The organism is Aquirufa sp. (assembly GCF_044377215.1).
In the GTDB taxonomy this organism is placed as follows: domain Bacteria; phylum Bacteroidota; class Bacteroidia; order Cytophagales; family Spirosomataceae; genus Aquirufa.
Genome location: NZ_JBILJM010000001.1, coordinates 184,822 through 198,553, shown reverse-complemented (window position 1 = coordinate 198,553; position 13,732 = coordinate 184,822). Strand labels below are relative to the sequence as shown.

The window sequence follows — 13,732 nt, the reverse complement described above, 5'->3', positions numbered from 1 at the left end:
TACCTCACTACTTAACATATTATATTTAATCTTTACAGCATGTTTGATTCATACCGCCGTGACCTGCTCAAAGCAGCTGCGCTTGTGCCCTTTTCCACGTCTGCTTCTGCTTCTGTTTCCGCAGCGCGTGCTGTTAAACCCGAACTATCCCTTAACATGTCTACCATCATGGGCCAAAAGCTCGGATTCATCCGTGAACTCGAAGTGTGCGCCCAAGCCGGTTTTCGCTCGTGTGAGATTTGGATGCCCACCTTAGAAGCCTATTTGAAATCAGGGGGCACCATTTCCGATGCGCGCAAGCGTCTTTCCGATCTAGGATTGCGTATTCAAAACGCCATCGGCTTCGCCCAATGGATAGTGGATGACGCCACCGTTCGTTTAGCCGGCGTCGAGCAATTAAAACGCGAAATGGATTTATTGGCCCAACTAGGTTGTATGCGTACTGCCGCGCCACCTATGGGTGCGACGAAAGAAGCGGGCCTCGATTTGCATCAAGCTGCTGAACGCTACCGGGTTATTTTGGAGCTTGGAGTGAAGATGGGCGTAACGCCCCAACTCGAAATGTGGGGACACTCGAAAAATTTGAATCGCGTCGCAGATATTCTATTTGTAGCCGCCGAAGCTGGCCATCCTTCCGCGCGATTGTTATTGGATGTGTTCCATATTTACAAAGGAGGATCTTCAGTCGACTGCCTCCATACCGTTGGCCAGGATGCCGTCGAGATCTTCCACGTCAATGATTACATGACCTCCTTGGTACCTGATCAAATCACGGATGCCGACCGGATCTACGTAGGAGATGGGGAAGCGCCTATTAGAAAAATTCTTAATCTTCTAAAACCGGAGGTAATTTCTTTGGAATTATTCAATAAAGAGCTTTATAAACAAGATCCTTTGACAGTGGCAAAAATTGGATTCGATAAAATGGCAAAATTAGTTACATAGGACGACTATTGATATTTCGTCATATTGTGGCAATCGATTTTAATTGAAATTAGATATCGAAACTGGTAGAAATTTTCTCCTCCCACGATTTTTTCACTTTTTTAAGAGATACAAGTTTTCAAATGCTATTTAATTCATTTAATTTTTTATTTTTTTTCCCTGTCGTTTTCATAATATATTGGACGCTTGCTAATCGTTCATTGGCGGCTCAAAATAAATTTATTTTGATTGCTAGTTATTTTTTTTACGCCAGTTGGAATTGGAAATTTTTATTTTTGTTGATTTTTTCAACAATGCTTGATTATTTTTTAGCAATTAAAATACATGAGGCACAAGAGCATAGAAAAAGAATTTTTTTATTGTGGCTTAGTATCTGCATTAATTTAGGCTTTTTGGGGTTTTTCAAATACTACAATTTTTTTATAGAGTCATTTATTGATTTGATGACTTTTTTTGGGCTGCAAACTAATATAACCTTGATGAATTTGATTCTTCCGGTTGGTATTTCATTTTATACATTCCATGGGTTGTCATATATTATTGACATTTATAATTTCAAGCTGAAGCCTTCGAGGGATTTTACCGTTTATGCTTTATTTGTAAGTTTTTTCCCTTTACTTGTAGCAGGTCCTATTGAAAGAGCATCTCATTTATTACCACAATTACTTGCAAAAAAAGAATTCAAATATGCACGAGCCGTAGACGGGTCAAGGCAAATTCTTTGGGGACTGTTTAAGAAAATTGTAATAGCTGATAATTGCGCGCATTATGCCAATTTGATTTTTAATAATTCTTTTAATTATTCAGGCAGCACATTGTTTTTGGGCGCTTTTTTTTTTACTTTCCAAATATATTGTGACTTTTCAGGGTATTCAGACATTGCTTCTGGCGTTGCAAGGCTTCTCGGAATTGAATTAGTGAAGAATTTCTCTTTCCCATATTTTTCAAGGAATATGGCAGAATTTTGGAGGAGATGGCACATATCATTATCCTCTTGGTTTAAAGATTATGTATATATTCCACTTGGAGGCAGTATGGGATCAACTTGGCAAAAGATTAGAAATACCTTTATTATTTTTATTCTTAGCGGGTTTTGGCATGGGTCTAATTGGACATATGTAGTTTGGGGGCTATTAAATGCCATTTTCATTTTTCCTTCAATAATAAGTAAAAGCCAATTAAAAAATAAAGAAATTGTAGCGAAAGGGAAATGGTTTCCGTCTTTTAATGAAGCATTTTCGATAGGGATTACCTTTACTCTTACCATTTTTATATGGATCTTTTTTCGCGCTAAAAATGTTTGGCATGCTTTTGATTTCATTTCTTCAATTTTTTCTTCTTCATTTTTTTCAATTCCCAAATTTGAGGGGATGAAAATGGCACTTTTTACCATTATTCTTACTTTTATTTTTGTGGTAATAGAATGGTTTGGAAGGGAGGGTTATTACGCCTTAGATAAGATCGATCATATAAAAAATAAACCGCTTCGCTGGCTCTTTTATTTCGCAATTATTTTTTGCGTATTCCTATTCAAAGGTAAAGAACAACAGTTCGTATATTTTCAATTTTAATTTCAATGAAAAAATTTGTAATAAATCTATTCATTTTCAATTTAATATGTTTTTGCGTCTTCTTAGGGGTTAAATTATTAATTAAACAAAAAGTAAGATCCAATAATGATTACTTGGCTACAATTTCAGATAAACATAAAGCATTATTGAACTTAAAAGGGGCCAAATTAATATTTTCAGGAGGGTCAAATTTGGTATTTGGACTAAATAGTAGGCAGATTCAGTCCAAGTTCGGAATACCCGTAATTAATTTATCCATGCATGCGGGCTTGGGCTCTTTATTTATTTTGAATGAGTTGAAATATTCAATGAAAAGTGGTGATGTAATCTTTTTGTCACTTGAATACCTGCTTGATTCAAATGGAGAATATAAATTGAAGAAGCATGCAACAAAAGGGTTTCCTGAGGCGGCCAATTATTATGATATAGATTTAAGTGAAGAAATTATAAGCGAAATAGACCAATTACGCACAGATTTTTTTAGCAGCTTTAGCGTTGAAAAAGCAATTGAAAATAGAAGAATTGGGCCAGAAATTTATTCTAGAAGTGCTTTTAATAAATTTGGAGATATTAATATAAGATTGTCCACAAGTAAGATAGTTAATGTAATAGAAAGACCTAGATTTAGTTATCGATATTGGGAAGGAATAGCTCTATTGAATGATTTTTATAAATTTGCTCATTCAAAGAATGTTGATGTTTATTTTATTTACCCCTGTTTCCCCTCATCTGCTTATGAATTAAATAAGGAAGTAATTGCTAGAATATCCAGTGATTTAAAAAAAGACCTTTTGATTGAAATTATAGGGAATCCAATTGATTTTGTTTTCCCAGATACCATGTTTTTTGATACAATATATCACCTCAATTCAATTGGTCAAATAAATAGAACAGATAAATTAGTTGGCCTAATGGAATCAAATAGTCAAGTTCAAAATTCAATTTTAAATATTAAAAATAGAATGCATTAGTTTTAAGTAAATAAATTTATAAAGTTTAAATTTCTGAGCTATTTATTGTCAATTAATACCCTCTAATTTTCAATTTAAATTAACTTTATGAAAAATATTTTATTTATACTCATTTGTCTTTCTTGTCAGATTTACGCTCAAACTTCTCAGCCCTTAAAATTATGGTATACCAAACCTGCCGAACACTTCGAAGAAGCACTCGTGCTTGGTAACGGGAAGCAAGGTGCCACGGTTTTTGGTGGGACAAAAACAGACCAAATTTACCTGAACGACCTCACGCTTTGGTCCGGTGAGCCCATGAACCCGCGCATGAACCCAGAAGCCTACAAGCATCTTCCCGCCGTTCGTGCCGCGCTGCAAAAAGAAAATTACCCAGCCGCAGATTCGCTCATGCTTAAAATGCAAGGCAAATTCTCGGAATCCTATGCGCCATTGGGGACGCTGTATCTTGATTTTGATCATGAAAATACAAGCAATTACCTACGCGATCTGAGTCTCGATCAAGCCACCGCGCATGTGTCTTATCAGACACAGGGGCATACGATCCAACGGGAATATTTCGTGTCGCATCCCGACAAGGTTTTTGTCATTCATCTGAAAAGTTCGGAGAAGGGGACATTGGCATTTCGCGTTCGCTTCGACTCAAAACTCAAATTTGCCATTCATTCATCGGTGAATCACCTGCATGCAAATGGCACTGCGCCCGTGCGTGCGGACCCGAATTACATCCGTAAAAAAGACAACCCAATCCTATTTCGTCCGGATCAAGGTACGCGCTTTTCGACCGATGTGCTCATTCAATCCACGGATGGTACCGTAACGCGTACGGATTCGAGCCTTTCGTTCTCCGGTGGGACAGAAGCGGTCGTCTTGGTTTCCATGGCCACGAGCTTCAACGGCTTTGACAAGAGTCCATCTAAAGAGGGGCTCAATGATGATTTGATCGCCCAAAAGCAATTGGAAGCTGCGAGCCAAGTACCACTTAAGGTACTGAAGGCCCGTCATTTGGCAGATTACAAAAAATTCTATCAGCGTGTTTCCTTGACCTTGGGCGGCACACAGGCGCCCGACATGCCTACGGATGAGCGCTTGCGTCGTTATGCCAAAGGGGAATCGGATCCGTATTTGGAGACGCTTTACTTTCAGTTTGGCCGGTATTTGTTGATCAGTTGCTCACGGACGCCTGGTGTGCCGGCTAATTTGCAGGGTCTTTGGAATCCGCACATCGTACCGCGATGGAGTAGTAATTATACGATGAACATCAATGCGGAGGAGAATTACTGGTTGGCCGAAAACACCAACCTCCCCGAGATGCATCATTCGTTTTTGGGCTTTCTCGAGAATCTTGAAAAGACCGGTCGCGTGACGGCGCAGACTTTTTACAACATGCCGGGCTGGGTTGTCCATCACAACTCGGATATTTGGGCGATGACTAATCCGGTGGGGGATTTTGGGAGTGGGAAGCCTAGTTGGGCTAACTGGCCCATGGGTGCCGCTTGGGCGTCCACGCATTTATGGGAGCATTATTTGTTCACGCAGGATGCGAATTTCTTACGTGCGAAGGCGTACCCGTTGATGAAGGGTGCGGCGGAATTTTGTTTGGCATTTTTGATTCCGGATGTGCAGGGGCGTTTGATGACGTCGCCATCGACTTCGCCGGAGAATATGTTTTTGACACCTACTGGTTACGTAGGTCAAACCAGTTACGGGGGCACGGCTGACATGGCCATGATTCGGGAATTGTTTTTGGATGTACTGGCAGCTGAAAAAGTGCTCAAAAATGATCCTGCCTTTGCGGCGCAGGTGAGCGCGGCGTTGGCGAAGCTTTTGCCGTATCAAATCGGCGCGGCGGGACATCTCCAGGAGTGGTATCACGATTGGGCAGATCAGGATCCGAAGCACCGTCACCAAAGCCATTTGTATGGTTTGTACCCGGGGACGCACGTGACTTTGGAGGGGACGCCGGCGATTGCAGCTGCGGCTCGCAAGACGTTGGAGATCAAAGGAGACGAGACGACTGGTTGGTCCAAAGGCTGGCGCATTAATCTGTGGGCGCGTTTGCAGGATGGAGAACATGCGTACAAGATGTACCGTGAATTATTGAAATATGTGGAGCCGGATGGCGTGAAGGTGAATTACCAGCGCGGTGGCGGTACCTACCCGAATTTGTTTGATGCGCACCCACCGTTCCAAATCGATGGGAACTTTGGTGGTGCTGCAGCCGTCGCGGAGATGTTGGTGCAATCCACCCCAGACGCCGTTTATTTATTGCCTGCTTTACCAAAGGCATGGGCATCTGGTTCGGTCTCTGGTTTGAAAACGCGTGGAGGCTATACGCTTTCAATGAACTGGGATAAAGGTAAAGTTATCAAGTATTCATTTACGCGTCCGGGTGGTGGTAAGCCGAAGGTTTTTGTGAATGGGGGCTGGAAGTAGCGTCCCCTACCTTTGGCAAACCTTGGAGGATTGCCAAAGGTAAGGGAATTTCAGTTCTTTTTTGAATGAGAAATGTTTAAATCAGTTAGTTGATAATCAGTTGATTAACTAGCTTTGTTTAAGCTTTTTACCAACCACTAATCTCATGAAAACGAAACTGATTACGCGAGGAAAATCTTCCTATGTTATGCTTCCCAAAGCACTTTGGGAATGTATGAATTTGACACCTCCATTGTCATTCAATTACGTCCAGAAATAATTTTGATCCTAGCAACGAGAAAACCTCGAGCCGACTGGGATGAACGATTTAAACTTGCTTTGAAGCCAACGCTTACTTTAGCGGATGAGTTATGGCTTAATACAGACGACAACACAAACGATTGGACATGGTAATTTGTACTCCCAAGATTAGTGACTTATACTATTAGCTAAGCGATTCTCTCAATCCACTCCTTGAACAATTCTTCCTCAAATCCACAAGCCACAGCAGCATGTTTTTCCCAGTTGGCCGAGAAGGCCTTCAACTGCACAATCATCTCTTCTAAATGTCCTTCCTCTTCCACGATGATGGATTTTACTTGGACTTTAGAGCCAATTTCGGTTAAGATTTTTTGGTAAATCGGGTAGAGCATATCTGCTCGAACCTCGATGGCATAGGTAACCAACAAATAGGCCGCCCATTTCACATCGGCGCCAGCTAGGCCGAGTACCTTTTTGGCATATTGACAAACGCGAACGTCCAACATATCTAAGTAATGACGCGAGTCTTGTGGACTCAGCAACCAGGCATCTGCATACGTTTCAAAACCAGTTGGCCACAACTTACTGATTTGCTTCTTCAAATAATAAGCATGTCGGTGTTCCTCCGCCGCATGTTTCAGCACGATCAAGCTCACCTCCGTTTTTGGTTCAAATTTGGAAATCTTCTTTGCGCCTACATTTTCCATGTAAGACAATGTGTTCAAAAATTGGGCATGCGTAAAGGCATCGGACGTGATTTTGGCGAACTTTTCTGCGATCATGAGGGTAGATTAAGTCACGAATATACCGCGCGATGGAGGCACATGTCCACAAACCTCCTAAATTTGAAAAAGAAACTTTTTTAAATCCTATTCATGGCCATCGAATACCGCATTAACCCTAGTCTCAGCCTAACTGATTTTATCAATATCTTGGATAAATCAACGCTCGGCGAACGTAGACCACTACATGATTTAAACGCGATGCAATTGATGCTCGACCATGCCAATGCGTACATTGGCGCTTACGATGGGGAAAAACTTGTAGGTATTGCCCGCGCTATGACTGATTTCTCCTATACAACCTATCTGGCCGACTTAGCCGTAGACGAAGCCTATCAGCATCAAGGCATCGGAAAAGCATTAATTGACGCAATGAAAGCGCATACTCCCAATGCAAAAATTATTCTAGTTGCTGCCCCGAAAGCCATGGATTATTATCCTAAGATTGGGATGGTGGAGAGGAGGGGGTGTTACACGACTAAGTAGCCAGTCGTCAGTAATCAGTCTTTTAATATAACTCTAGTGGAAATTATTATTCAATGTATTGAGTAAATAAGAATATTACGGCAACTTTTCCACTGACCACTGACCACTGACCACTGACCACTGACCACTGACCACTAATTCACCGCTAACCTCTTCGTCACTTTCCTCCCATCCAAGCCCGTAAACTGTACGAAATAATTACCCCGCGCCCACGAAGAAACAGGGAACTGCGCCGTCTTGACGCCTTCTATTTGTTGGGAATAAATCTTCAGGCCCGACATACTAAATACATCGAGCGTACCGTCTACGAAATTTGACCATTGTATAAACACAACATCTTTCGCCGGATTAGGGTATATGGTATACTCAATAAATTGCTCATCCTTGTAGCCCACAGGAAAGCGCGTAAATCCAAAAGCCCGCATCCCCAATTTGTTCTTTAAAAATGGACCGGGGAAAGGATATGAACTGATATTGGTCACAAAATCACGATGATAATCTGGTAAATATGAAATCACATTGCGATCATACGGTTCTTTAAATGTCAAAATTACTTTTCGGCCATCTACCTCAAATTTTGTTATAAAAGAATCAAAAGATTTGGCATTAAAATCATCCCAAAAGAAATTTTGTCCAAGTTTACGGCTTCTTAAATTTCCTTGTTCATCCCGAACAGTCGTGTCCAATGTCGCCACCATCTCCTGACCCTCCTCAAATTCTAAATATAGTTTGTTCCTTTCTGACCTCGAATTAAAATAAGCCCGCTGGATATTTGGGCTATAAATTTGAGGCGATAGCGTACGGCCATACATTTCCTTCAACATAATCCGGGCAAGTTCTTGCCCCGATTGCCGATATCCTGGATTTGAATAATGTAATCGGTCAAATCCCAGCGTACCCACAGTCGCATAGCCACTTATCAAAGGATCTTGGGAATGTAATTTGCGCTGACTTTCCCGACTAAGTGCCGCCAAGTCATATGGATATTCATACACATTTAACTGGGGTAAATATATTTTCTCTATCGAAGGAAAGTATTTTTCCCATTTTTCCTTTAAGGTTAAAAATTTTGCCCCCCATAAATTCGGAGTGCCAGATTCATACGCGACCTCACCCTCTCCCTGCCTGAAAATAATCCCGCGCACTTTTGAAACCGTCCCCGACTTCAACGCCTTATAATACATAATGTCACCACCCGTGATCGGAGGTGTTACATTTCCACTCAAAATCAAGTGAAAGTCGATGTACGATCCACCCGCTGCCGAATTTATAAATGCCATTGGAATCTTCTCCGACTCATATAACTGCTTCGCTATCTCCGCCGCCCAAGGGCCTATTCTTGCCCTACCCACCGGCAGCGACCACAAGGTGTCCGCTAAAACATAGGGTCCATAATTGTCATTGGCTTGAACCAAACCAAACGAACGAACCCATTCTCCCTGATAGACCAAATCATCAATCGGCCCAATCCACGCATTCGACTGCCCCGAAACATAATACACATCCCCCGCAACGACCGATTTCCTGCGAACCACCAAACTCGAATCCGCCCCTTTAAAGGCATAGACTTCGACATCATATTGGGCCAACTCCGCCCGAATCGAGAAAGAGGCCGAAAACTTTGAAGCTGAAAGCGCAGGTTTGACATAGGCAAATAATGTCCCATTTCGTAACACACGAACGCTCACTCCCGTCACCGCTGGATTCGTCACCGCACCCGTCACCGGGACAGGAGCCAAATTCGTGGACTCACGGGGAACCAACTGGAAATCTTGTGGGAGTTTATTAAACGTGATGTCGCCGATTTTCTGCGCTTGAACAGCGAAGGCGCTGGCCAATAATACCAAAATAATTACTTGTAGTTTCAGACGCATGCGCAGAGAAAATCAGTTTTTTAAAGGCTCAATTTACAATATTTCAGAAAATTAGCCAATTTATATTTATCTTGTTCGCTCAACAAATGAACCTGATTCTATGAACAAATTTACCCTCAGGTGGCTTGCATTTATTTTATTTTGTGCCTCGAGCCCCCTCATTGCCCAACAAACCTATCCGGCGAACGACATCGCAAATCCCCGTTCGGGATATTATGCCTTCACAAACGCAACCATCATTAAAGATGCCAAAACCACGTTGACAAACGCAACGCTTTTGGTTAAACAAGGTAGAATTGAGGCCGTAGGCGCTAACCTGCCCATTCCAAAGGAAGCGGTCATCATCAATTGCCAAGGCAAATTTCTATACCCATCGTTCATCGATGCCTACAGCGATTATGGTTTCGACGCGCCACAAGGCGGCGGCGGATCGTACCGGTCTCCCTCCCAAATGATTAGCAAAACGCAAGGTCCCTACAGCTGGAACCAAGCACTGAAGTCGGAGCTCAATCACGCAAAACTATTTAATGTAGACGATGCGAAAGCAAAGGACCTACGTAAAATCGGATTCGGTTCCGTAGCCTCCCACCAAATGGACGGCATCTCACGTGGGACATCAGTTTTTGTTTCGTTGGCAAACCAAAAAGAAAATTTGGTCATCCTGAAAGAACAAGCTGCCGCTCAGTTTTCATTCGACAAAGGATCCTCGACGCAAGACTATCCTAGCTCCCTGATGGGAAGCATCGCTTTATTGCGCCAGCAATACTTAGATGCCAAATGGTACCAAAGCAAGCCCGTACAAGAAGGACTAAATCTCAGTCTTCAAGGATTTAACGCGAATAGTAGCTTGCCACAAATTTTTGAAACCAACGATAAGTGGTCGGCGCTTCGTGCGGATAAAATCGGCGATGAATTTGGCGTGCAATACATCATTAAAGGAAGTGGAAATGAATATCAGCGCATCGACGAAATGAAGTCGACCAAAGCGACATTTATCCTCCCGCTTAATTTCCCACAAGCGATGGATTTAGACGATCCCACAGACGCACGTTTTGTGAATGTCGCAGATTTGAAACACTGGGAATTAGCACCTACCAACCTAGGCGCTTTTGAAAAAGCAGGTATTTCATTTGCCTTAACATCAAATGGTTTGAAAGATCAATCGAGCTTTTTGGCAAACATACGTAAAGCCATGCAATTTGGCTTAACAGAACAAAAAGCACTCGAAGCATTAACCCAAACACCTGCGCAAATCTTACAAGTGGCAGATCAAGTGGGTACACTAGATGCAGGCAAATGGGCGAACTTCTTAATTACCAGTGGCCCGATTTTTGACGAAAAATCAGTCGTGATCGAAAACTGGATCCAAGGAGCCGGTTATGCGATCCAATCAGAAAACTGGAAAACGTTGGCTGGGAATTACCGCTTGCAATTGGGCAAAGACGAGAAAACCTTAGTGATCAAAGGCAACCCAGGAAGCTATAAAGTGACCATGATGGCCAAAGACACGATGCAAGTTGACATGTCACAAAAAGAGGCCCTTGTGAATTTATCGTTAACCAATAAAGTCGGCAAATCACGTTTATCCGGAACGTTTAATGGAACAGAAATCGGCGGAACAGGCCAGCTCGCTTCGGGCGAATGGGTTTCTTGGAAAGCCGTACGCACCTCCGCTGCTGCAGTAGATACAGCCGCAAAAGCTAAACCAGCCAAGCCAGAGGTAATCGGGGATGTGGTATATCCATTTACCGGTCTGGGTAAAAAGACGATTGCCAAACAAGAAACTATTTTGATTAAAAATGCAACGGTTTGGACCAACGAGAAATCAGGTGTTCTCGCGGGAACAGACGTCCTGTTAAAGGGAGGTAAAATTACCGCAATCGGAAAAGGCTTAAAAGATGCGTCTGCCCGCGTGATCGACGGAACGGGTAAGCACGTAACGGCCGGCATCATCGACGAGCATTCACACGTGGGAGCTTCGGGAGGCATCAACGAATGTTCACAATCCGTAACAGCAGAAGCGCGCATCGCCGACGTGATCGACCCAGAAGATGTTGATATCTACCGTCAATTATCAGGCGGTGTTACAGCTAGTCACATCTTGCATGGTTCATGTAACACGATCGGTGGCCAAACGCAATTATTGAAATTCCGTTGGGGTAAAAATGCCGAAGACCTGAAGTTTGGGAATTGGGATCCATTCATCAAATTCGCTTTAGGTGAAAACGTAAAACGTTCGTACAATACAGCCAATAATCGCTTCCCAGATACCCGCATGGGCGTGGAGCAAGTATTAATGGACGCATTTACGCGTGCACGTGACTATGAAAAATTAGGACCGGGCAAGCGCATCGATTTAGAATTGGAGACGCTTTTGGAAATTCTGAATAAGAAGCGCTTTATCACATGCCACTCGTACGTACAAAGTGAAATCAACCAGATTTTGAAGGTGGCTGACAAATTTGGCTTTACCGTAAATACGTTGACACATATTTTGGAAGGCTATAAAGTGGCTGATAAAATGAAGGCGCATGGTGCGAATGCTTCTACGTTCGCCGACTGGTGGAATTACAAAATGGAGGTATTGGATGCGATTCCGCAAAATGCTTATTTGATGCAAAAGAATGGCGTGAACGTAGCGATTAATTCAGATGATGCTGAAATGGCGCGTCGCCTAAACCATGAAGCTGCGAAAAGCGTGAAGTACGCTGGGATGTCAGAGGAAGATGCCTTGAAAATGGTGACCTTGAACCCTGCGAAAATGCTTCACGTAGCAGATCGCGTAGGTAGTATCAAAGAAGGTAAAGACGCAGACGTAGTTGTTTGGTCGGCAAATCCATTAAGTATCTATGCCAAATCCGAGCAAACAATCGTAGACGGAACCATCGTTTTTGACCGCGCTGAAGATGCCAAATTACAAGAGGCATTGAAAGCGGAAAAGCAGCGTTTGGTGATGAAAATGTTAGGTGCGAAAAAAGGGGGTGCGGCGACTCGCCCAGCAACTCCTTCGTACAAACCGGAAAACATGTGCGAAGAGGATCACAACCACGAGCGCAGTTTATGGGAGCGTATTTCACACCGTTTTGTTAACATCGACTAAAAGACACACATATGAAAACGAATATATTCGCATTATTGATGTTGGCCAGCTTGGGACTAAACGCCCAAGAAACCATGCATCCATCGCCAGCCCAAACCAAAAAGATTGTTATCTCGGGCGGCACGCTACACATTGGCAATGGCCAAGTGATCGAAAATGGAACCCTGAGTATTGAAAAGGGTAAAATTAAAATTGAAACGGCTGCTGTTACCGGCGACGTTGAGCGCATTGATGCCACAGGCAAGCACGTGTACCCGGGGATTATTGCCCCAAATACCAACATGGGTTTGGTGGAGGTTGCTTCAACTAAATCAACAGCTGATTTTGATGAGTTAGGCGACATGAACCCAAGCGTTCGTTCAATCGTGGCCTACAATACCGACAGTAAAGTAATCAATACCGTTCGTTCGAATGGGGTTTTATTGGCGCAAATCGTACCGCAAGGTGGATTGATTTCGGGTTCTTCTACGGTTGTACAATTGGATGCTTGGAACTGGGAAGATGCCGCGTATGCACTTGATAATGGCATACACATGACGTTTCCTGCGTTGATTAATCGTCCAATGCAAATGCGCAGAAGAGGTGGAGATTCGGATCCGGTTAAATTAGGCTTGGAGCGGATTGAGCAAGGTCGCGTATTTTTCCGTGAGGCGAAGGCTTATTTACAGGAGAAAACACATGCAGCCACCAACTTGAAATTCGAGGCGACGCGCGGATTATTTGACCGTTCAAAAACACTTTATGTGCATTGTGATTTAGTGAAAGAAATGTTAGTGGCGATTGATTTTGCCAAAGAATTTAATTTCAAATTGGTTATTGCAGGCGGTGCAGACAGCTACATGATTGCGGATATTTTAGCAGCAAATAACGTGGCTGTAATCTTGCATGAGCCACATGCGCTTCCTGCAACGGATGACGATGCGGTGGATCAGCCGTACAAAACAGGTGCTCAGCTCCAAAAAGCAGGTGTTTTATTCTCAATTTGCCAAGATTCAGGAGACGGGTACACGCAAATTCGGAATTTGCCATTTTTAGCGGGAACGATGTCGGCCTATGGTTTAACGAAAGAAGAAGCTTTGGCTGCGATCACGTTGAATCCAGCTAAAATTATGGGGATTGCGGATCGGACTGGAAGTTTAGAAAATGGGAAGGATGCCAATATCGTGATTTCAACGGGCGACATCTTGGATATGAAATCGAGCGTTGTAACGCACGCGTTTATTCAAGGACGTGCGATCAATTTGGACAACAAGCACACGCAGTTGTTCAATCGCTACAAATATAAATACGGTCTGTAAGACTATTTTTGCAGAGGCGCTTTTAGCGT

The 13,732-nt window shown here is 42.9% G+C and carries 10 protein-coding genes; 8 read left to right on the top strand and 2 right to left on the bottom strand.

What is annotated here, in order from left to right; translation table 11 throughout:
- Window positions 1–39 precede the first annotated feature (39 nt).
- The 5 genes from ACIQ6T_RS00915 (at window position 40) to ACIQ6T_RS00895 (ending at window position 6,316) form a co-directional block, all read left to right on the top strand.
- On the top strand, window positions 40–945 hold the full coding sequence (locus ACIQ6T_RS00915) for a sugar phosphate isomerase/epimerase family protein (protein WP_395783274.1): 906 nt from the start codon (window positions 40–42) through the stop codon (window positions 943–945).
- A gap of 122 nt (window positions 946–1,067) precedes the next feature.
- Window positions 1,068–2,516, top strand: coding sequence for an MBOAT family O-acyltransferase (locus ACIQ6T_RS00910; RefSeq protein WP_395783272.1), 1,449 nt, complete (start codon window positions 1,068–1,070; stop codon window positions 2,514–2,516).
- Window positions 2,517–2,521: 5 nt separating this feature from the next.
- Window positions 2,522–3,487 (top strand): hypothetical protein, encoded by a 966-nt coding sequence (locus ACIQ6T_RS00905; protein WP_395783270.1) that lies wholly within the window; start codon window positions 2,522–2,524, stop codon window positions 3,485–3,487.
- A gap of 87 nt (window positions 3,488–3,574) precedes the next feature.
- The gene (locus ACIQ6T_RS00900) at window positions 3,575–5,923 is read left to right on the top strand and encodes a glycosyl hydrolase family 95 catalytic domain-containing protein (RefSeq protein ID WP_395783268.1); all 2,349 of its coding nucleotides are present in this window, start codon (window positions 3,575–3,577) and stop codon (window positions 5,921–5,923) included.
- 210 nt (window positions 5,924–6,133) lie between these two features.
- The gene (locus ACIQ6T_RS00895) at window positions 6,134–6,316 is read left to right on the top strand and encodes a hypothetical protein (protein ID WP_395783266.1); all 183 of its coding nucleotides are present in this window, start codon (window positions 6,134–6,136) and stop codon (window positions 6,314–6,316) included.
- A gap of 35 nt (window positions 6,317–6,351) precedes the next feature.
- On the opposite strand, the gene ACIQ6T_RS00890 is transcribed toward ACIQ6T_RS00895, so the two are convergent.
- Window positions 6,352–6,945: a hypothetical protein gene (locus ACIQ6T_RS00890; RefSeq protein WP_395783264.1), complete on the bottom strand. Its 594-nt coding sequence runs from the start codon at window positions 6,943–6,945 to the stop codon at window positions 6,352–6,354.
- A 93-nt stretch (window positions 6,946–7,038) separates the two neighbouring features.
- Between ACIQ6T_RS00890 and ACIQ6T_RS00885 the strand changes: the two genes are divergently transcribed.
- Complete coding sequence (locus ACIQ6T_RS00885; RefSeq protein WP_395783262.1) at window positions 7,039–7,431, top strand: GNAT family N-acetyltransferase; 393 nt, start codon at window positions 7,039–7,041, stop codon at window positions 7,429–7,431.
- A 134-nt stretch (window positions 7,432–7,565) separates the two neighbouring features.
- On the opposite strand, the gene ACIQ6T_RS00880 is transcribed toward ACIQ6T_RS00885, so the two are convergent.
- Window positions 7,566–9,305 (bottom strand): T9SS type A sorting domain-containing protein, encoded by a 1,740-nt coding sequence (locus ACIQ6T_RS00880; protein WP_395783260.1) that lies wholly within the window; start codon window positions 9,303–9,305, stop codon window positions 7,566–7,568.
- A gap of 100 nt (window positions 9,306–9,405) precedes the next feature.
- Here ACIQ6T_RS00880 and ACIQ6T_RS00875 point away from each other — a divergent pair, with 100 nt between their 5' ends.
- Window positions 9,406–12,405 (top strand): amidohydrolase family protein, encoded by a 3,000-nt coding sequence (locus tag ACIQ6T_RS00875; protein ID WP_395783258.1) that lies wholly within the window; start codon window positions 9,406–9,408, stop codon window positions 12,403–12,405.
- Window positions 12,406–12,416: 11 nt separating this feature from the next.
- Complete coding sequence (locus ACIQ6T_RS00870) at window positions 12,417–13,703, top strand: amidohydrolase family protein (RefSeq protein WP_395783256.1); 1,287 nt, start codon at window positions 12,417–12,419, stop codon at window positions 13,701–13,703.
- Window positions 13,704–13,732 lie beyond the last annotated feature (29 nt).

Bases quoted from the DNA above. Each gene is read 5' to 3' on its own strand.
- ACIQ6T_RS00870 (WP_395783256.1), top strand. From the start codon at position 12,417: ATGAAAACGAATATATTCGCATTATTGATGTTGGCCAGCTTGGGACTA.
- ACIQ6T_RS00885 (WP_395783262.1), top strand. From the start codon at position 7,039: ATGGCCATCGAATACCGCATTAACCCTAGTCTCAGCCTAACTGATTTT.
- ACIQ6T_RS00905 (WP_395783270.1), top strand. From the start codon at position 2,522: ATGAAAAAATTTGTAATAAATCTATTCATTTTCAATTTAATATGTTTT.
- ACIQ6T_RS00910 (WP_395783272.1), top strand. From the start codon at position 1,068: ATGCTATTTAATTCATTTAATTTTTTATTTTTTTTCCCTGTCGTTTTC.
- ACIQ6T_RS00900 (WP_395783268.1), top strand. From the start codon at position 3,575: ATGAAAAATATTTTATTTATACTCATTTGTCTTTCTTGTCAGATTTAC.
- ACIQ6T_RS00890 (WP_395783264.1), bottom strand. From the start codon at position 6,945: ATGATCGCAGAAAAGTTCGCCAAAATCACGTCCGATGCCTTTACGCAT.
- ACIQ6T_RS00915 (WP_395783274.1), top strand. From the start codon at position 40: ATGTTTGATTCATACCGCCGTGACCTGCTCAAAGCAGCTGCGCTTGTG.
- ACIQ6T_RS00880 (WP_395783260.1), bottom strand. From the start codon at position 9,305: ATGCGTCTGAAACTACAAGTAATTATTTTGGTATTATTGGCCAGCGCC.
- ACIQ6T_RS00895 (WP_395783266.1), top strand. From the start codon at position 6,134: ATGTATGAATTTGACACCTCCATTGTCATTCAATTACGTCCAGAAATA.
- ACIQ6T_RS00875 (WP_395783258.1), top strand. From the start codon at position 9,406: ATGAACAAATTTACCCTCAGGTGGCTTGCATTTATTTTATTTTGTGCC.